The sequence below is a fragment of the Marinobacter sp. Arc7-DN-1 genome (assembly GCF_003441595.1).
Classification (GTDB): Bacteria; Pseudomonadota; Gammaproteobacteria; order Pseudomonadales; family Oleiphilaceae; genus Marinobacter; species Marinobacter metalliresistant.
The window spans coordinates 49,251-68,656 of sequence record NZ_CP031848.1 but is presented as its reverse complement, the minus strand read 5'-3'; the positions used below and the strand labels follow the sequence as shown (position 1 = coordinate 68,656).

Annotated in this window: 17 protein-coding genes and 2 tRNA genes; 9 read left to right on the top strand and 10 right to left on the bottom strand. The window is 57.2% G+C overall.

Annotated features, from left to right (window positions below; all coding sequences use genetic code 11):
* Positions 1–48 precede the first annotated feature (48 nt).
* Positions 49–678, top strand: a complete 630-nt coding sequence (locus D0851_RS00365) for an arylesterase (RefSeq protein WP_117616855.1) — start codon at positions 49–51, stop codon at positions 676–678.
* 7 nt (positions 679–685) lie between these two features.
* Here the strand turns inward: D0851_RS00365 and D0851_RS00360 are convergent, their stop codons facing one another.
* The gene (locus D0851_RS00360; RefSeq protein ID WP_227539381.1) at positions 686–1,552 is read right to left on the bottom strand and encodes a YheT family hydrolase; all 867 of its coding nucleotides are present in this window, start codon (positions 1,550–1,552) and stop codon (positions 686–688) included.
* 171 nt (positions 1,553–1,723) lie between these two features.
* Here D0851_RS00360 and D0851_RS00355 point away from each other — a divergent pair.
* Positions 1,724–1,799, top strand: a tRNA-Asn gene (locus D0851_RS00355).
* A gap of 56 nt (positions 1,800–1,855) precedes the next feature.
* Here the strand turns inward: D0851_RS00355 and D0851_RS00350 are convergent.
* Complete coding sequence (locus D0851_RS00350; protein ID WP_117616854.1) at positions 1,856–3,145, bottom strand: M18 family aminopeptidase; 1,290 nt, start codon at positions 3,143–3,145, stop codon at positions 1,856–1,858.
* A gap of 121 nt (positions 3,146–3,266) precedes the next feature.
* On the opposite strand from D0851_RS00350, the gene D0851_RS00345 reads away from it, so the two are divergent.
* Together D0851_RS00345 and D0851_RS00340 are read left to right on the top strand one after the other, a co-directional pair.
* Positions 3,267–3,755: a hypothetical protein gene (locus D0851_RS00345; RefSeq protein ID WP_117616853.1), complete on the top strand. Its 489-nt coding sequence runs from the start codon at positions 3,267–3,269 to the stop codon at positions 3,753–3,755.
* Between the two features lie 105 nt (positions 3,756–3,860).
* Positions 3,861–4,469, top strand: coding sequence for an outer membrane beta-barrel protein (locus D0851_RS00340; RefSeq protein ID WP_117616852.1), 609 nt, complete (start codon positions 3,861–3,863; stop codon positions 4,467–4,469).
* Between the two features lie 67 nt (positions 4,470–4,536).
* Here D0851_RS00340 and rlmKL read toward each other — a convergent pair whose 3' ends face one another.
* A complete protein-coding gene (gene rlmKL, locus D0851_RS00335) occupies positions 4,537–6,726 on the bottom strand; it encodes a bifunctional 23S rRNA (guanine(2069)-N(7))-methyltransferase RlmK/23S rRNA (guanine(2445)-N(2))-methyltransferase RlmL (protein WP_264756456.1) in 2,190 nt (729 codons plus the stop codon).
* 301 nt (positions 6,727–7,027) lie between these two features.
* Here rlmKL and rmf point away from each other — a divergent pair, with 301 nt between their 5' ends.
* Positions 7,028–7,240 (top strand): ribosome modulation factor, encoded by a 213-nt coding sequence (rmf, locus tag D0851_RS00330; protein WP_117616851.1) that lies wholly within the window; start codon positions 7,028–7,030, stop codon positions 7,238–7,240.
* A gap of 173 nt (positions 7,241–7,413) precedes the next feature.
* On the opposite strand, the gene D0851_RS00325 is transcribed toward rmf, so the two are convergent.
* Positions 7,414–8,433: a quinone-dependent dihydroorotate dehydrogenase gene (locus D0851_RS00325; RefSeq protein WP_117616850.1), complete on the bottom strand. Its 1,020-nt coding sequence runs from the start codon at positions 8,431–8,433 to the stop codon at positions 7,414–7,416.
* A 407-nt stretch (positions 8,434–8,840) separates the two neighbouring features.
* Between D0851_RS00325 and D0851_RS00320 the strand changes: the two genes are divergently transcribed.
* The gene (locus D0851_RS00320; protein ID WP_117616849.1) at positions 8,841–10,004 is read left to right on the top strand and encodes a cation diffusion facilitator family transporter; all 1,164 of its coding nucleotides are present in this window, start codon (positions 8,841–8,843) and stop codon (positions 10,002–10,004) included.
* Between the two features lie 17 nt (positions 10,005–10,021).
* On the opposite strand, the gene D0851_RS00315 is transcribed toward D0851_RS00320, so the two are convergent.
* Positions 10,022–11,521 carry a RimK family protein gene (locus tag D0851_RS00315; RefSeq protein WP_117616848.1) on the bottom strand — a complete coding sequence of 500 codons (1,500 nt, stop codon included), beginning with the start codon at positions 11,519–11,521 and terminating at the stop codon, positions 10,022–10,024.
* A 201-nt stretch (positions 11,522–11,722) separates the two neighbouring features.
* Between D0851_RS00315 and rimI the strand changes: the two genes are divergently transcribed.
* On the top strand, positions 11,723–12,841 hold the full coding sequence (rimI, locus tag D0851_RS00310) for a ribosomal protein S18-alanine N-acetyltransferase (protein WP_117616847.1): 1,119 nt from the start codon (positions 11,723–11,725) through the stop codon (positions 12,839–12,841).
* Here rimI and uvrB read toward each other — a convergent pair whose 3' ends face one another.
* Positions 12,842–14,902, bottom strand: a complete 2,061-nt coding sequence (uvrB, locus tag D0851_RS00305) for an excinuclease ABC subunit UvrB (protein ID WP_117616846.1) — start codon at positions 14,900–14,902, stop codon at positions 12,842–12,844.
* A 183-nt stretch (positions 14,903–15,085) separates the two neighbouring features.
* Between uvrB and D0851_RS00300 the strand changes: the two genes are divergently transcribed.
* Positions 15,086–16,270, top strand: a complete 1,185-nt coding sequence (locus tag D0851_RS00300) for a pyridoxal phosphate-dependent aminotransferase (protein WP_117616845.1) — start codon at positions 15,086–15,088, stop codon at positions 16,268–16,270.
* A 70-nt stretch (positions 16,271–16,340) separates the two neighbouring features.
* Positions 16,341–16,416: transfer RNA gene (locus D0851_RS00295), tRNA-Asn, on the top strand.
* Positions 16,417–16,707: 291 nt separating this feature from the next.
* Here D0851_RS00295 and pyrF read toward each other — a convergent pair.
* From pyrF to D0851_RS00275, 4 genes are read right to left on the bottom strand one after another with little or no spacing between them, the layout of a single operon-like run.
* Positions 16,708–17,418: an orotidine-5'-phosphate decarboxylase gene (gene pyrF, locus D0851_RS00290; protein ID WP_117616844.1), complete on the bottom strand. Its 711-nt coding sequence runs from the start codon at positions 17,416–17,418 to the stop codon at positions 16,708–16,710.
* Between the two features lie 32 nt (positions 17,419–17,450).
* Positions 17,451–18,620 (bottom strand): lipopolysaccharide assembly protein LapB, encoded by a 1,170-nt coding sequence (gene lapB / locus D0851_RS00285; protein ID WP_117616843.1) that lies wholly within the window; start codon positions 18,618–18,620, stop codon positions 17,451–17,453.
* Positions 18,620–18,922 (bottom strand): LapA family protein, encoded by a 303-nt coding sequence (locus D0851_RS00280; protein WP_117616842.1) that lies wholly within the window; start codon positions 18,920–18,922, stop codon positions 18,620–18,622. The genes lapB and D0851_RS00280 overlap by 1 nt, the downstream gene beginning before the upstream one ends.
* A gap of 60 nt (positions 18,923–18,982) precedes the next feature.
* Positions 18,983–19,279 carry an integration host factor subunit beta gene (locus D0851_RS00275; RefSeq protein WP_007154691.1) on the bottom strand — a complete coding sequence of 99 codons (297 nt, stop codon included), beginning with the start codon at positions 19,277–19,279 and terminating at the stop codon, positions 18,983–18,985.
* Positions 19,280–19,406 lie beyond the last annotated feature (127 nt).

Below are 19,406 nucleotides of genomic sequence, written 5' to 3'. Positions count from 1 at the left end.
TCTCCCGATCCTGGGTCCTGAAAACGGAATAAGGTGTATTAACTTTCTATGCATACGGCATCGGCGTACGTCAGATCAATTCTTTTTCTCGCGGTTGCCCTGCTGGCCCTGCCGGCAATGGCCAGCCAGAACACACTGCTTATTGTCGGTGACAGCCTCAGCGCAGCCTATGGCGTACCCTCCGAGACTGCCTGGGTGCAGTTACTGCGCAACCGTCTGCAGAGCAACGGGCTGGCCGGCTGGGAAGTGGTCAATGCCAGCATCAGCGGGGAAACCACCGATGGCGGTGCTCGCCGGCTGCCAGAACTGATAGCGGAAAACGACCCCGAGGTTGTGATTATCGAACTTGGCGGCAACGATGGCCTTCGCGGCTTCCCTCCCAACGTCATCGAATCCAATCTCGCCTCCATGATCGAACAGGTTCAGGACTCCGGCGCCCGCGCCGTGCTTGTCGGCATGCAGATACCACCGAATTACGGACAACGCTACACGGAAATGTTTGCCGAAATATACCCGAAGCTGTCAGACCGCTATAACACCGATCTGGTTCCCTTCTTTCTTGATGGCATCTACAACGAGGATGGACTGATGCAGGATGACGGCATCCACCCAACCGAAGAAGCCCAGGCCAGGCTGCTGGAAAATGTCTGGCCGGTAATCGGGCCGATTCTGGAGTGATGCAGGTTCACGCTAATGCCTGAAGGAATGCCAGAGCCCGACGTTCTGACCAGTAGAAACCATCACGGCCATGCTCAACGAAGCCAACATGCCCGCCCCAGCGCGGGGACTCCAGCCGAACGTGCGCACCCAGCACGCTGCGGGATTCCGGAAAGCACTGCGCGGAGAGGAAGGGATCATCCGCCGCATTCACCATCAGTGCCGGAACGCGGATATCCCTGAGCCTCCCGAGCGCCGAACACTGGGCCCAGTAGTCCTGGGCATCCCGGAACCCGTGCAACGGGGCCGTGTAGCGGTCATCGAATTGGTGAAAACTACGGATCGAATCAAAACCGGAAACATCAATCAGATCCGGGAATTTTTCTGCTTTTTCCTGAATCTTGACCTTAAGATCCCGAAGAAATCGCTGCATGTAGATCTTCCGGCTGGGCAGTGCCAGCATGTCCGCGCTGCCTGCGAGGTCACAGGGCACGGAATAAGCAACAGCGCCGCAGATTCTGCTGTCTACCTGCTCGCCCTTTTCGCCGAGATAGAGCAACGTCAGGTTACCGCCCATGCTGAAACCAGACATAAACAATGCCTCGTAATAGTCAGCCAACCCCCGATTAACCACCAAACTCAGATCCTCAGTGGCGCCGCTGTGATAGAACCGTGGCTGGTGGTTCATCACGCCGCCGCAAGAGCGGAAATTCCAGGCCAGGACGTCCCATCCCTCACGCAGCAGAGCCCTGGTCAGGCCCAGAACGTAAGGCCGACGGCTATGCCCCTCCAGGCCATGGGAGACAATCGCCAGGCGGCTACTCCCCTGGCGGTACCAGTCAAGGTGCAGCTCATCATGGTCTGGCGTGGACAGTATTTCGGGCTCTGGATCCATTATCGGCACCCGACGAAACAGCGTGGGCCAGACAGACTGAACATGGCCATTACGCAACCAGGGCGGCGGACGGTAGTGAAGTGTCTTACTTTCGTACAATTTTTAGCCTTTCATATCAGGGGGTTGACCCCGCAAACCAAAGCGCTTAATATGCGCGCCACTTGATACTGTTCCCCGATAGCTCAGTTGGTAGAGCAACGGACTGTTAATCCGTTTGTCGCTGGTTCGAGCCCAGCTCGGGGAGCCACTTCTTCCGAAATGCCGCTGTTTCTTTTGAACCAGCGGCATTTTTCGTATCAGGCTTCAGAAAACCTGCTCACGCTGCATGAACTCCGTCAGCACACGGAACAGGGTGAAGCCGTCCTCTGTGCCAATCAGCTCGCGGATGGAGTGCATCCCGAACTGGGGCACACCAATATCCAGCGTGGTCACGCCCAGGTTACCCGCTGTCAGCGGACCAATGGTACTGCCACAGCCCATGTCGCTTCGCACCACAAAGGTCTGATGCGGCAGCCCCAGCTCGTCACTGATATGGCGATACACCGCGGCCGAGCGGCTGTTGGTGGCATAGCGCTGGTTGTGATTGACCTTGATCACAGGCCCCTGATTCAGGATCGGCCCGTGATTCTCATCGTGTTTGTCCATGTAATTCGGGTGAACACCATGGGCGTTGTCGGCCGACACCATCATGGAACGGGCAATGGCCCTGGCTTTGCCCGGACCGGCCCAGCGGTCCAGAACGGCAGTCAGGAACGGGCCCTGGGCACCCTCGGCCGACATGCTTCCAACTTCTTCGTGATCGTTACATACCAGCAGTGCGGCCTCGTCGCCCGACGCCTTCAGCAAGGACTGAAGACCAATGTAACAGCTCAGCAGGTTATCCAGCCGGGCGGAGGCAATGAATTCGTCCCGCAAGCCAACGAACGAAGCCTCACGGGCATCGTAGAAACTCAGTTCATAACCCAGCACCTTGCGGACATGGAGGCCGGATTCGGCCTCAATCTGATGCGAGAGCAGATCAGCGAAACTGGTGGTGTCGCTTTCCGGAACCTGCATCAGTATCGGCGGCAGGTCGGTCTGGGCGTTGACGGTGCGATTGCTGTTGGCCTCACGATCCAGGTGAATGGCCAGGCTCGGAATAAAGGCCACGGGTTTGCGGAAATCCACCAGGGTGTCCCGAACCTTGCCGTCCCCATCGAGCACCGTTACCCGGCCGGCCAGCGAAAGATCCCGATCAAACCAGGGATTGAGCAGAGCGCCACCATAAACCTCGACGCCAAGCTGGAAAAAACCCTTGCGGCGCAGCTCTGGGTTTGGTTTCACCTTCAGGCAGGGACTGTCAGTGTGGGCGCCCACCATACGGATACCGGATGTGGTGACGTCCTTGCCGCCGGTGCGAAACGCCACAATCGACGACCCGTTGCGAATCACGTAATAGCCCTGCCCCTGCGCCAGAGACCAGTTCTCCCGCTCATCCAGTTCCTGAAACCCGGCCGCTTCAAGCCGTTGTTTCATCGTCGCCACGGCATGCCAGGGTGTGGGGGAAGTGTTCAGAAACTTCAATAAATCTTTGTTGAATTCAGCGTGTTCCATGATGTCCCTGATTGAAAGATAATTGCCACAACAGTATGGCATGAAGCCGTAAAGCCTCATACTGGGTCAACGGACTTTCCCCATAACCGGGCCACAAACCAACCACCACCGGGAGCCCACTGTGCCTGCACCGAGATTTCTCGATATCGAATATTGCCAGACCGACGACGCCCTGTTTCCCACCGCCATGGCCTGGTCGCTGGAAGATGGCCGCATGAAAACCGTCGTGATCGCCCCTTCCGATGACTGGCTCCCGGAAGACGGCGACCTGGGCGACGTCGACCTGCGGTATCTTGAAGAACAGGGCGTGCCCCTGATCGAACTGACCCGGGAACTGCACCAGGACCTGCCAGACCAGACCGTGTACGTCGATGGCCTGGACCCGGACGAAATCCTGATCGACCTCATTTTCACCGCCGTGGCCCAGGAAGCTCCGTTTGAAATTGCGCCCATCGGAGAACTCATCACAGGCCTGGACAGTGAAGCCCTGGAAGACCGCCGCCGCCAGCTCCTGTTCGAAGAGAGCCTGGAACCCCAGCTGCCGGAAAACGGCGTCTACGCCCTACTCCTGATGGCCCGTGAAGAAAACCTGCTCGACGAGGACCTGTAACGGGGACAAAACCGACACAGGGAAGTGTGACACGGGTCGACGTAACAAACGGTTACACGAGGCAGAATCAGCCCGTATTCGCCTACGTCAGGAAACCCCATAACAATGAACACGGTTGTGCGAACGCCCCTATCCACCGCATTGGTAACCGCCCTGCTTCTCGCGTCCCAGGCCGCTCTGGCCGAGGAAACACCCAGGGCAGACAAACACTACATTGGCCTGATGGCGACCACCTTCAATCACCGCTCCATCGGCGAAGGCAGAAAAGAAACCGCCTGGGGCAGCGGCGGCACTCTTGTGGTAGGTGGCCATATAACCGATCTGTTCCACGCCGAACTCCGCGCCGGCGGTGGCTTCAAAGACGCCGAAGTCCCCAACAGCGACCTCAGCCTCGCCGTGGACTACTACGCCAGCTGGTACATGGGCCTGCACTACCCCATCACCAACTACGCCAACGTCTACGGCCAGTTCGGCTTCTCCTACATCCAGGGTAAAGCTGAAATCAGCGACCCCGGGAACGACCGCAACAAGGCCTTCCTCGACCTCGAAGGTGAATTCCCGGACAGCGGCTTCAGCGTAAGCTGGCTTGCCGGCCTCGATTTTGAAGTGATGGACGACACCTACCTGGTGTTTGAAGGTGGGAAGCTGTTCAAGGACACCGGTTCGGATGTGAATACATTCCAGTTCTCTGGTGGCTTAAGGTACGAGTTCTAGAGAACGGCTGGCCCATGAGTTTGCAGAGGCAGGAGGGCCACAGCCCCTCCTGCCGATACTCTAATATTCAGGCCTTGTGGCGAATATGCCAGCACCGATGAATCCGCGGGTTCCGCTGAAAATCCCTATCCAGGGTATCCCGCGTAACCTCAACAACCTCAAACTCGCTCTCCAGCGCCTCATCCAGCCTGAACCGCCGGAAATTGTTGGAAAAAATCAGCAACCCATCGGAACTCAGCCGCGCCATGGCCTGCCTGACCAGCCTCGGGTGATCCTTCTGGATATCCAGTACCCCCGCCATCCTGGCTGAATTCGAAAAAGTCGGAGGGTCCATGAAGATCAGATCAAACCGCTGGTCTGCAGATGGCCGCTCCGCCAGCCAGGCCAGGCAGTCAGCCTGCTCTACCCGGTGCTTCTTCGGATCGGCGCGATTCAGGGCCAGATTGTCCTCAGCCCAGCTGACATAAGTCTTCGACATATCCAGGCTTAGCGAACGGCTCGCGCCACCCACCGCCGCATGCACTGTCGCTGCACCGGTGTAACAGAACAGATTCAGGAACCGTTTGTTAACCGCATGCTGCTGAATCCAGTGACGCACAGGCCGGTGATCCAAAAACAGCCCGGTATCCAGATAGTCCTTCAGGTTCACCTTAAGTACACAGCCGTACTCGTGCACCTTGAAAAACTCACCGCTGGCCGCCTGCTTCTCGTACTGATTAGTACCTGTCTGACGCTGGCGCTGCTTACACACCATGTTCTCACGCTCAATATCCAGAGCCTCCGGGATCACCGCAAGGGCTTCCGCCAGGCGTTCACGGGCTGAGCGCTCGTCTACCGACTTTGGCGCCGCATACTCCTGAACGTGTACCCGCCCCTCATAGACATCGATAGCCAGGGCAAACTCCGGCATATCCGCATCGTATAACCGGTAGCAGCCAATGCCCTGCTTTCTCGCCCACTGGCCGATGGTCCTCATGTTCTTCTTCAACCGGTTGCGCAGCATAGCGGCGCGCTCCTCGCTGGCAATACGAGGCGTGACCTCTCCGGGAACGTTGGGCTCCCTCGGGGTCATGGCGCTGACCTCATCCACCTGAAACAACAGCAACTGAGCCGGCAACTTCCCGTTGAACAACCGATACTGCTTGTAACTACGCAGACCAATGGACTTACCGAACTCCGGCACACCCGTAAACACGCCGAGACGCCAGCCGGGCACGGTCCGTTTCACTGTGTTGCCCAGAGCCCGATAGAGGGCTCCCAGTTCCTTGCGCTCACTCAGACGCTCGCCGTAAGGGGGATTGGTCAACACCAGTCCCTGTTCCGACCACTCAGCTTCCAGTTGCAGGGCATCCACAGGGCAGGTTTCAATGTGCACAACGCCCTCCAGCCCTGCCCGTTGAATGTTTTTCCAGGCTGCCTCAATCACCCGGCTGTCCTGATCAAACCCGGCCAGCCTGGGAATGCGGCCCTGCTTGCCTTCGTGGGCACGACGCTCCGCTTCCTGCCGGAGAGACAGCCAGAGATCAGGCTGATGGCCCGGCCAATGCTCAAACCCGAACCGTTCCTGCTTCCGACCCGGAGCCATATCAAGCGCCATCATGGCGGCTTCAATCACCAACGTGCCGGAGCCGCACATGGGGTCTACGAAGTCACCGGCGGCGGCGATCTCTGGCCAGCCTGCTCGTATCAGCAGAGCCGCTGCGAGATTTTCCTTCAGCGGCGCAATGCCTTTGTCGGTCCGATACCCCCGCATGTGCAGACTGTGACCGCTGAGGTCGATGCCGAGCGCCAACCGACCCCGGTTAAGGCGGGCCGATACAGTTACATCAGGATTTTTGGCATCCACCGAGGGCCGTGGGCCACCATTGGCCTGGAACCGGTCAACAATGCCGTCCTTGACTCGCTGGGCGCCATACTGGGTGTTGCGGATGGCATCGTTCTGCCCCAGGAAGGTAACCCGAAAACTGCCCTGTACCGGAATGTGCTGCTGCCAGTCCATGTGCACCACGCCGTCATAGAGCTCATCGCCACTGGTGGCACCAACTTCATCTATGTGAAGGATCACCCGGTTGGCCAGGCGCGACCAGAGACAGGCCCGGTAACCGCTCTCCAGGGGACCTTCCACCCAGACGCCGGCCGGTGCATGGCGCACGGTGTCCAGCCCGAACGTGTTGAGCTCGTCCGCCAGAAGGTATTCCACGCCTTTCGGGCAGGTTACGAAAAAGACAGATTTGGACAAGATCAACTCCTGGTTCATTGGCGGCTTGGGGGTAAGTTTCGGGAATAGCAGCCGTTACCGGATTCCAGCGCCATTCGTTATTTCATAAAACTATAAAAAAGTCGTCACATAGACGAAATAAATAGTGTACATCCGCGCGAGCTTCGAATTACCTTGTAAATGACGCGTCGTTCCGGAAGGCAAAAACCTTCCGTTAACAGGATCCTGACTGCTCTGGCTTGAGCTGACAATAGTGGGTTATCCCTGAGTGGATAACACTCGTCATGGCCACTGCAGATGTGTACACGCTTGTTCTGTTAATCCATCAGTGAGGAACGGCATGAAAAGACAGAAAAGAGACATGTACGCTCGTGCATATAAGCGGGGTTATCTCGCTGGCGTGTCCGGTAAATCCAAAGAAAGCTGCCCGCTCGAACAAGCGGAAGTCCGCCAGGAATGGCTGAACGGGTGGCGAGAAGGCCGTACAGATCAATGGGAGGGCATGACCGGCGTATCCGGCATCCACAAACTGGCCAATGTTACGACGGCGTGACGCCTGAACTAACCCCGACTATCTTAATCTGATCTTTTTCCACACAATTTGACGCAGTACTCAGAGCAACCCAAACGGGGCCTCCCGCCCCGTACCATGCGATGAAGCGCCACGGGGTTCATTCCCCGCAAGGGCCCGCTCAGCGGGCCCATCTTCGTTTTATGGCACTCAGATTATTTCACCTGCCTGATGGCTTCCACCGCTTCCCGAATCAGATCTGGACCACGGTAAATAAAGCCGGTATACACCTGCACCAGTTTTGCGCCTGCACGAATCTTTTCCGCAGCGCTCTCGCCATCAATAATGCCACCCACTCCGATAATTGGCAGGGAATCACCCAGCTCAGCGTAAAGCCCCCTGATGACTCTCAGAGAGGCCTCGCGAACCGGTGCACCACTGAGGCCGCCAGCTTCGTCGGCATGGCGATGGCCTGCAACGGCATCGCGGTTGATGGTGGTGTTGGTCGCGATCACACCGTCCAGACCGGTTTCCCGCAATGCGGTAGCGACAAACCGGATGCCCTCGTCGTCCATGTCCGGAGCAATTTTCACGGCCACAGGCACGTACCGGCCATGCTGTTTCTCACATTTGAGCTGCTCATCCTTGATCGCCACCAGCAGACCCTTCAGGGAATCACCGAATTGCAGATCGCGAAGCCCCGGTGTATTAGGCGAGGATACATTCACCGTAATATAGTCAGCCCGGGTATAGACCGCGGAAATGCCCTTGCGGTAGTCCGACTCGGATTCGTCGTTGGGCGTATCCTTGTTCTTGCCCACGTTGATTCCGAGCACGCCCTTATAATGGCGGTTATCCACACGCTCCAGCAGGTGTTCCAATCCTTCGTTATTGAAACCCATGCGATTAATGATGGCCCGATGCTCCGGCAATCTGAACATACGAGGCTTGGGGTTGCCAGGCTGCGCAATTGGCGTAACCGTACCCACCTCTATAAATCCGAAGCCCAGGCCCCCCAGGGCATCGAGATGGTCGGCGTTTTTATCCAGTCCCGCAGCCAGCCCGACCGGGTTCGGAAAGTCCAGCCCCATAACATTTACTGGCAATGAATCTATCTTGGGCGCGAAAGCGCTCAAAACGCCCAACCGTTGCGCAAGATCAAGACCGCTCAAGGCAATATTGTGGGCCTGCTCCGGTGGTAACCGGAAAAGCAGGTTACGGATAACGCCGTACATCTGAAAAACTCCCTTAGTCCAAGTGGGCGGAGTATACCGGAAGTTTTCCACAGCATCCCGGAGCAGAACAAAATCAGCGCTAAATGACTGTATGATGGCAGTCTCACAACCTTTTCCACGGAATCTGTGGATAACCCTGTTGAAAATAGCGGGGCAACGTTTGCCATCCCTTGATAACTGCGCCAGCCTACAGATTGATCATTTTTTGATCAGTTATTTTTATCTTTATTTTCAACATGTTATATGTTTTTCGTATTGCTATCGACAAAACCTGTACAAAATGTTAACCCATCACCATTCTGCAATGATGTGTATAAATCACAGCAATTCCGGGCCTTGAGCAGACCTGCCACAACCGGACCGAATAACGTTATACTGCCTCCTGTCGTCTGATCCGGAGTGCCCCTATGCAACAACCCATCTCCCCCGCACAACAACACCGGGATAACCTGGCAGTTGAAATGAAAGAGGCATCGCGGGTCACGATTATCGGAATGATTCTGGATGCCGTTCTCGGTATCATTAAAGTCATTGCCGGGGCTCTTTTTCATTCCCAGGCCTTGATCGTGGATGGCATTCACTCGTTTACCGACGTCGCCTCGGATCTGGTTGTCCTGGGCGTGATGAAGGTTTCCCGCCAGGAGCCTGACGAGGATCACCCCTACGGCCACCAGCGAATCGAAACCTTTGGCACCCTGGTACTGGGCAGCATCCTCATTGCCGTCGGTGCCGCCCTGGCCTGGGAAAATACCCTGCGCCTCATCGAGGGCGGCGTAGAAACCGTTCCGGGCTGGCCGGTTCTGGTGGCTGCAGCGGCGTCCGTTGTGGGCAAGGAATGGATTTACCGTTACACCCGCCAGGTCGGCCTGGCCATACGGTCAGACCTGATTATTGCCAATGCCTGGCACAGCCGTACCGATGCATTTTCTTCCGTGGTAGTCGTGGTCTCCACCGCCGGGGCGATGCTTGGACTGGTGTGGCTGGATGTGTTTGCGGCCGTGATAATTGCAGGGATCATTATTCACATTGGCTGGAAATTCACCTGGGACAGCGTCAAAGAGCTGGTGGACACGGGGCTCTCTCCCGAAGACACGGAAATGCTCAAGAGCATCGCCCGGGATACCGATGGTGTCCGGAACGTTCATGAACTCCGCAGCCGCCGGATGGGCCATGATATCCTGCTGGACATTCATCTTGTGGTGCGGCCGGAAATCAGCGTCTCGGAAGGGCATCAGATTGGTATGCAGGTAGTCTCTGGAATGAGGGATGCCCTGGACAACATCCGGGACATCAACTTCCACATTGATGCCGAAAATGACGAAGATCAGCCCCCAACCTCGGAACGCCTGCCTTCAAGGGAAGATATCCGGGCCATCCTGGCCCGGCATTTGGGGGAACTGCCCCAGCACAGCCGATTGCGACTTCATTACCTGAAGAACAAGGTGCACCTGGAGCTGTTCCTGGACGAGCCGGAAACAAAGACCCCCTTTACCTCGGAAAATATCCGGGATCAGCTACGGGACTATCCGTGGTTTGGCAGTATCCGGGTCTGGGTAGCTGGTGGCCCCTGAGATCGACCCGGCGCCTGCTAACGGCGCCGATTCTCCTCCATCCGGGACAGGAACTCCTGCATGATCAGGGTGTACAGCTCCCCTCCCAGAAATTTGTCTTCAACACCGGCATCAATGCTCGGGTTGTCATTCACTTCGATCACGGCAACCCGGTTTCCGGATTGCTTGATATCCACGCCATAAAGTCCGTTACCAATCAGCTTTGTTGCGTTCAGCGCGGCCTGAATGACGTTCCTTGGCACCTCATAGGTCGGCATGGTCTCGAAACCACCACTTTCGCTTGCGGATTCGCCGTGCTGGTATATCTGCCAGTGGCCTTTCACCATCATGTACTTGCAGGCGTAGATAGCCCGCCCGCCCAGTACACCGATTCGCCAGTCGTAATCCGTGTACAGGTATTCCTGGGCCAGCACCAGCGCCGACTGCTTGAACAGGTCCCGGAGGCCGGCACGCAGGGACTTTTCATCTTCGGCCTTGGTGACTCCCCTTGAAAAAGCCCCGTCCGGGATCTTGATCACTGCCGGAAAACCCAATTCCCTGATAACCTGCTCAACCGCATCCTTCTGGTCCTTTGAAAGGATCAGAGTCTTGGGCGTCGGAACCTTGTTATTCTTCAGCAGATCCGCCAGGAAAACCTTGTTGGTGCATTTGAGGATCGATACCGGATCATCGATCACCACCATACCCTCGGCATCCGCCTTGCGGGCAAACCGATAGGTGTGGTGGTCAATGGCCGTGGTTTCCCGGATGAAAAGACCATCGTATTCCGGCAACCGCATGTAATCCCGCCGGGTGATCTGTTCCACATTGATACCCAGCTTCCGTCCGGCCTTCACAAATCGTTTCAGGGCAACCTTGTCGCTTGGCGGCATTTCCTCATCCGGGTTCACCAGCACGGCCAGGTCGTAACGGTAGCGACGGCGCGTTCGGGGCTTGCGCCACACCATGCTGCTGAAGCGGTCCAGGGCGGCCGCAAACACGTCCTGTTCATGCTCACCCAGATCCGCCGGGGCCGCCGGTTTCATGGATTCAATCTGCCACTGCTTGCGGCGCTTGAATACGATCTCGAGAATCGGGCAGGGGAAGCGCTCGAACAGAGCCCGGGCAACAGGCTTGAGCTCCGGGTGCTCAGACTGTCCGAAGCAGGTCCGGACCTTCACCTCGTGGGTCGCCTCGCGCTCATCGCTGGCCGGGTTAATGGCCGAACCAGCGGCTTCGAGCCAGTTAATCACGCTGGCGTCCAGCTCTTCCAGCTCCAGGGAAAACAGTCCCTTTCGACTCAGATCGTTCAGAGTCATGACCGAGGGCACCACATGGTGGCCACGGGCCTCCGCCAGCAGCGAGCAGTAGTAGCCCCGGCTCAGGTATTTTGCACTCTGACAAAGGTTAATAACGCGCACCCGGCTGGCAGGTGGCGCCGAGAACTGAAGATATTGATCGAAGGTCAGCACATCTTCACTGGGATAATACGGTGCCCAGTCTTTGGCGCGGTCCACTACAATGAGCAAGCGGGACATTAAAGGCGATCCTCCCTGAAGGTTATTGCCTGTGTTATCTGCCGCAACAATACGCCGGTAACAAAACCGGTACAATCGGCGCATGATGCGTGCTTTTACGCATGTTTGCACACTTTGCGAACCCTGGACTCTCTACCATAATAGCCGGATCAGGGAAGCCTGCCTGCACGCCCTCAAAGCTCTTCTCAAGGCCGCATTACGATGCCTGATTTCCAGCTCCGACAAGCTTCCAGCATGGACCTTGACGCCCTGGTGTTGCTTGAAAACCGGTGTTTCACCGAGGACCGGTTGTCCCGGCGCAGTTTCCGCCGTTTCCTGGAAATGCCCAGAGACCGGCTGATCGTCGCTGAAGCCGGCGAAGACCTGGTGGGTTACTGTCTGGTTCTGATGAGCGCTGCCACCCGCCTTGCCCGGATCTACTCCATTGCCGTCTCGCCGTCCGTGCGCGGCCAGGGTGTAGGTGAAAAGCTGGTTCAGGAGGCGGAAGAGGAAGCCGTTAAAGCGGGTCGCATCATCATGCGGCTGGAAGTCCGGGAGGACAACCGGGGCGCCATCAATCTGTATAAACGCCTCGGGTACCGCCAGTTCGGAACCTACCGGGACTATTACGAAGACCACGGTGATGCCCTGCGCTTTGAGCGGCGGATCCTGTTCTATGAGCCCTCCCGTGAATTTCAGGCCGTGCCCTATTACCCGCAGACAACGGATTTTTCCTGTGGCCCGGCAGCGCTGATCATGGCCATGGCTGCCCTGGATGAGCAGCAACTGCTCACAACCCTGGAAGAGCTGAGAATCTGGCGAGAGGCGACCACCATCTTCATGCTTGCCGGCCACGGCGGCTGCGGCCCTCACGGGCTGGCACTGTCTGCCTGGAATCGGGGCTTTGAAGCCAGTGCATGGATCAGCATGGAGGGTGCCCTGTTCAAAGACACGGTCAGGAATGAGGACAAGAAACGGGTTCTGGAACTGGTCCACGAAGGCTTCCTGCACGACATCGGCCAGACTGGCATTCAGCTCCACCACGACCCGCTAACCCTGGAAGCCATGGAAGAAGCACTGCACGAAGGTCGGGTACCGGTTATCCTGATCAGCACCTGGCAGCTGAACCGGAGCCGCGTCCCGCACTGGGTGACTGTGTGTGCCATCGACGACCAGTTCGTATACCTGCACGATCCGGAAATAGACGTGGACGCCGGAGAAACCGTCGCCGATAAGCAATACCTGCCCGTCGACAAACGGGTGTTCAGCCAGATGTCCCGCTATGGCCGCAACCAGCCTTTACAGGCGGCTGTTATCGTGGGACCCAAACGGCCGGGCTAACTACCCGGTCCGCAAAGCCGCCTCTTTCAATTCGGAGATATCGTCCCGCAGGCGTGCAGCAGTCTCGAAATCCAGTTCCGAAGCCGCCTTGTACATCTCGTCCTCCAGGCGGGAAACTTCCTTGAGGACTTGCTCGGGAGACCGGTTGCCCAATTTCGCCCGGTACTGCTCCGCTTCCTCCGCCGCCTTCTGACCCGGGCGCTCCGCCTTGCGACGTCCGCGGCCACCACCGCCGGCACCTTCCATGATATCGGCAATCTTCTTATTCAGGCCCTGGGGCGTAATGCCGTGTTCTTCGTTGTGGGCTTCCTGCTTCGCCCGCCGACGACCAGTCTCGTCGATAGCCCGCTGCATGGAACCGGTAACCCGATCACCGTAAAGAATGGCTTTGCCGTGGAGATTCCGCGCCGCCCGGCCCATGGTCTGGATCAGTGAGCGCTCGGAACGCAGGAAACCTTCCTTGTCCGCATCGAGAATGGCAACCAGCGACACCTCAGGCATATCAAGCCCTTCCCGTAACAGGTTGATGCCCACCAGCACATCAAATTCACCCCGGCGGAGATCCCGGATGATCTCCACCCGCTCGACGGTGTCGATGTCCGAGTGCAGATACCGGACTTTTACGTCGTGTTCCATCATGAAGTCCGTCAGGTCTTCCGCCATCCGCTTGGTGAGGGTGGTCACCAGAACCCGCTCCTTCACCTTCACCCGGGTGTGGATTTCGGAAAGCAGATCATCCACCTGCGTGGAGGCCGGACGAACCTCGATTTCCGGATCCAGCAGGCCGGTGGGCCGTACCACCTGCTCCACCACCTGGCCGGTATGCTCGGCTTCGTAGTTGCCCGGCGTCGCAGAGACAAAAATCATCTGCGGCGCGATGCGCTCCCACTCCTCGAACCGCATCGGCCGGTTATCCAGCGCCGAAGGCAGCCGGAAACCGTACTCCACCAGGGTTTCCTTGCGCGAACGGTCGCCCTTGTACATGGCACCGATCTGGGGAATGGTCACATGGGATTCATCCACCACCAGCAACGCATTGGGTGGCAGATAATCAAACAGGGTTGGTGGCGCCTCACCCGGGCGGCGGCCAGAAAGATAACGTGAGTAGTTCTCGATGCCATTGCAGTAACCCAGCTCCATCATCATTTCGATGTCGTACCGGGTGCGCTCCTCAAGCCGTTGAGCTTCCACCAGCCGATTATTGTCCCGCAGTTGCTGGAGCCGCTCATCCAGCTCCACCTTGATGAGCTCAATCGCATCCAGCACCTTCTGCCGGGGCGTCACATAGTGGGACTTCGGATAGATGGTTACCCGGGGAACCCGACGCAGAACCTCGCCTGTAAGCGGGTCGAAATAGCTGAGATTCTCCACCTCATCATCGAACAGCTCGATGCGGATGGCCTCCTTCTCGGATTCCGCCGGAAATACATCGATCACATCGCCCCGCACCCGGTAATTGGCCCGGTGGAATTCAATATCGTTGCGGGTGTACTGCAGTTCGGCAAGGCGACGCAGGATAAAGCGCTGATCGATCTGATCACCCCGGTCCAGGTGCAGCATCATCTTCAGGTAGGACTGGGGATCACCAAGGCCGTAGATTGAGGACACCGTCGCCACGATGATTGCATCCGACCGCTCCAGCAGGGCCTTGGTGGCGGAAAGACGCATCTGTTCGATGTGCTCATTGATGGAGGCGTCTTTCTCGATAAAGGTGTCCGACGACGGCACATAGGCTTCCGGCTGGTAGTAGTCGTAGTAGGAAACGAAATACTCCACCGCATTGTCCGGAAAGAATTCGCGGAACTCGCCATACAACTGGGCAGCCAGGGTCTTGTTGTGGGCCATGATGATGGTTGGCCGCTGCACCTGCTGGATTACGTTGGCAATGGTGAAGGTTTTACCGGAGCCGGTTACCCCCAGCAGGGTCTGGTGCGCCAGGCCGGAGTGGATGCCATCCACCAGACCCTCGATCGCCTTGGGCTGATCACCCGCCGGCTGGAACGGTGAATCGACTTTAAACACACCCTCTCTGGTGGAAACGCTGGGCTGATTACTGGCCATAACTGGCGGGAACCTCCGGTAGAACTGAAGCAGGGACAAAACAGCCCCTGCCATTAGAGAAATTTAGCGATACGCTGGCTTCATGATACCATCAGTGCGATCGACGGCTGGGCGAAAATCAGCCAGCAGCTCTGGCGCCCGGCGGTCGCAGCCCTATCAGACGCAGCTTTAAGGAGCGCAAGTTTGGACCTTCAACTTTCCAGCCGAGTACAGGCGATCAAGCCCTCTCCCACCCTCGCAGTCACCAACAAGGCCGCGGAACTCCGCGCAGCCGGCCAGGATATTATTGGCCTGGGTGCCGGCGAGCCGGACTTCGATACCCCTGATCACATCAAACAGGCAGCCATTGAAGCCATCGACAACGGCCAGACCAAATACACTGCCGTTGATGGTACGCCAGCCCTGAAGAAAGCGATTATTGCGAAGTTCAAACGGGACAACGGCCTGGAATACGAAGCCAACCAGATCTTGGTAAGCAGTGGTGGCAAACAGAGCTTTTTCAACCTCGCACTGGCCACCCTGAACAAGGGTGACGAAGCCATCATCCCGGCGCCATACTGGGTATCCTACCCGGATATGGTACTGGTGGCCGAAGGTAAGCCGGTTATCATTGAAACCGGTGCCAAGACCCGCTTCAAGATCACCCCGGAACAGCTGGAAAACGCCATCACCGAGCGTACCCGCCTGTTCGTGATTAACAGCCCCTCGAACCCGAGCGGCATGGCCTACACCCTGGAAGAGTTGCAGGCCATCGGCGAGGTGCTGAAGAAGCACCCGAACATCATGATCGCCACCGACGACATGTATGAGCCGATCCTCTGGACCGGCAAGCCGTTCTGCAACATCCTGAACGCCACCCCGGAACTGTACGACCGCACCTTCGTGCTCAACGGTGTGTCCAAGGCCTACTCCATGACTGGCTGGCGTATCGGCTACGCCGCTGGCCCGGCGAAGATCATCGGCGCCATGAAGAAAATCCAGTCCCAGAGCACCTCCAACCCGGCGTCTATCTCCCAGGCGGCAGCAAAGGCTGCGCTTGATGGCAACCAGGCCTGCGTGGGCGACATGGTAAAGGCGTTCAAAGAACGCCACGACTGGCTGGTAGAGGCCCTGAACAAACTGCCGGGCGTTGAATGCCTGAATGGCGACGGAACCTTTTACGTGTTTCCGAGCTTCCAGGGCGCCATTGATGCTGATACCAGTGTCAGTACGGACGTGGAATTCGCCGAAAAGCTACTGACTGACGCCGGCGTGGCACTGGTTCCAGGATCCGCCTTCGGCTGCCCTGGCCACATGCGCCTGAGCTTCGCCACCAGCATGGATAACCTGCACAAGGCGATTGAACGTCTTCAGAAAGTACTTGGCTAAAAAGTTCTGGCCAAGGGTTGACGGGGCGGTATAGCCAACTTAATATACGCGCCTCGTCACACGACGACGTTCCCCGATAGCTCAGTTGGTAGAGCAACGGACTGTTAATCCGTTTGTCGCTGGTTCGAGCCCAGCTCGGGGAGCCACTATTTTAAAAGCCCGCTAATTCTTTGAGTTAGCGGGTTTTTTATTACCTCTGTGTTTGTTTTCGAAATTGGGGTCAGATGAAGGTTTTCATCTGACCCCGCGTTCACAGACTATATCTCAAAGGTTCGACACGGTGGTGTGGGGCCTCCCTCCCAAAAATGTTGGAGGCCATGGATGGCCGGAAACAAGCGCACAGGGATGTGCTCGTAGCGGTTTTTTGGGAGGGAGGCCCCACACCACCAGGCTCCAAACCTATCAGGCTAGGGCTCAAGCAAAATACCCACCAAATGCTAGAGGCCAATCACCTCAGCGTGAACAGCCTCCAAAGCAGCCAACGGATCCGAAGCCTGGGTAATCGGGCGGCCGATCACAAGATAATCGGAACCCGCCTTGAGGGCATCGCTTGGGGTCATGATGCGTTGTTGGTCGCCTTTATCGGCAGTCAACGGACGAATCCCCGGGGTGATCAGCTTGAAGTCGGCGCCCTGCTCCGCTTTCAGTTTCGGGGCTTCCCGGGCGGAGCAGACGACACCGTCGAGGCCGCAGTTTTTAGTGAGGGTTGCCAGACGTGATACCTGGGCTTCCGGGGAATCGGTAATGCCAATACCGGCCAGGTCGTCGGCGTTCATGCTGGTGAGAACGGTGACGGCAATCAGCAACGGCCGGTCTGCTCCGAAGGTTTCCAGGCGCTCCCGGCAGGCGGTCATCATTTTTTCACCGCCCGAGGCGTGGACATTTACCATCCAGACGCCGAGATCTGCGGCTGCCGCTACCGCCGCCGAGGTGGTGTTGGGGATGTCGTGGTATTTCAGGTCCAGGAACACATCGAATCCGCGCTTTTGAAGCCCCTCGACTAACTGGGGGCCGGAACGGGTGAACAGCTCCTTGCCCACCTTCAACCGGCATTTGGCCGGATCCAGTTTATCAACCAGTTCCAGGGCCGATTTCCCGGAGGGAAAGTCCAGGGCGACGATGATTTTGGGATCGTTTGCGGTTTGCACGTTCAATTATCCTGCGGAGATTCAGTAAAGGTTTATTCAGCTTCAACGCCCTGGATCGGGCGGACGGTTTCCCATTGCTTGCAGCTTGGGCACAGCCAGTGCAGCTGGCGACCGGAGAAACCACAGCTGACACAGCGATAGACCGGGCGGTTGGCAAGAATCAGGTGGCCAATGCGGCTGACAAGCCGGCCCTCGTCTGTGGTCATACCTTTCTCGTAGCCCGCCATCTCCACCAGCCGCAACAGGCCGCGGACGCTTGGGCGGATCTCCAGTTCCTGCCGTAGCAGATCGATCGCAGCAGGTCGGCCAGAGGCCCGCTCCACGGATTCGACCAGTGCCAGCAATAGACTTGTGCTCGGATAATTCTCGTAAAGCTTGCGCAGTTTTTTCGCCAGGCGTCCGATATCACCGTGCTCGTGCTCAAGCTTCATCAGACGGTCAACCGCTTCCGGACCGAACTCCGGGTTCTGGTCGAAGACTTTCAGGCCCTGATTGCCAGCCTCGCGGAAACTGCCCTGGCGAACCAGCAGCTTCATCAGTATCAGGGTGGCACGCACACAGGAACGGTCGTAATCCAGCGCTTCCCGGGCGAGTTTCTGGGCCTCCCAACGATCATCCTGTTTCAGCGCTTCCTCGGCAAGCTCACAAGTCAGGTATGCCAGAACTTTGAACATGGCGGGGTCAGCATCGCCACGGGTCAGTGTTCGGGCAACCTCCGACGCTTTACCCCACTCCTTTTCCTGCTGGTACAGATCAATCAGCTGCTGGGAAGAATGCCGGCCATATTCCCGGTCACCCATGAGCTGATGCAGCAATGCCTCGGCGCGGTCCAGCAGGCCGGCGTTGAGGTAATCCCGTGCCAGCTCCAGGGTAACCTGTGGCGAAAAGCGTGGCGGCAATTCAGGCCTTGCCAGGAGATTCTGATGAATCAATATGGCTCTGTCCGTTTCGCCCTTATTGCGAAAATGACTGCCAATTGAGAGGTGCAGGCTGACGGTGTCCTTGTTAACAGCAAGGGACTGCACGAAGTTTTCAACCGCCTGGTCGGAATAGTTGGTAAAGAGGAACTGGAGGCGATCCTTTACCGATTCCTCGTCGGAAATCGTTGCCTTTGAGCGGCTTTCATTGCTTCCCAGCCGGCCAACCAGCCAGCCAACGGCAACCGCAACTGTCAGCAGCAGCCACTGAAGTACAATATCCATTAAAGCGTCCGGTCGTTCTGGGCCCTGGATTTCTCCAATGCCTGCTCCGCACGATCAAGTCGTTTCTGAAGGGCTCGCCGGGACACCGAGGTACGGACGGTGGCCAGCATGGTAATCAGTACGCCAACCAGCGCACCGATAACAAAGGCCATGATGATCCAGACGGCTACGCCATGAGGCTGGGTTTGAAAAAGCAGAAAATTGAGGGACACCGCCATTTGGTTATTAAGCGAGAACACCAGTGCCAGCAGAACCAGGACCAAAACCAACAGAATAATGAGGATCTTCTGCAATCCTGCCATAGAGATAGCACTCCCAAAGGGCTGACTAATCCTGAATTATACGCATTCCCTGAGCCGCGGTTAAAAGCCTTTCTTCAGACTGTCGTTAACCTGCTCTCTCAATTCCTTTCCCGGTTTGAAATGCGGCACAAACTTGGCCGGTAACTGGACAGCCTCACCGGTTTTCGGATTGCGACCGGTACGCGCTGCCCGGTGATGAAGAGAAAAACTGCCAAATCCCCGGATCTCAATTCTCTGACCATCGGCGAGCGACTGGGACATGTGCTCAATGATGGTTTTTACAGCCAGTTCGACATCTTTAACGGAGAGCTGTGTTTGCTTGGACGCAATCAACTCGACCAGTTCGGACTTCGTCATGAGGCGTTTCCCTCTTTCGTTATTGTTCAGCCGTCGGTTGCCGGATTCCCATGACTATCTAGTTTAGCCAAACCAGAAAAAAACACAAAAAAAACGGGCTCTTAGAGCCCGTTTTTTTCACACCAAC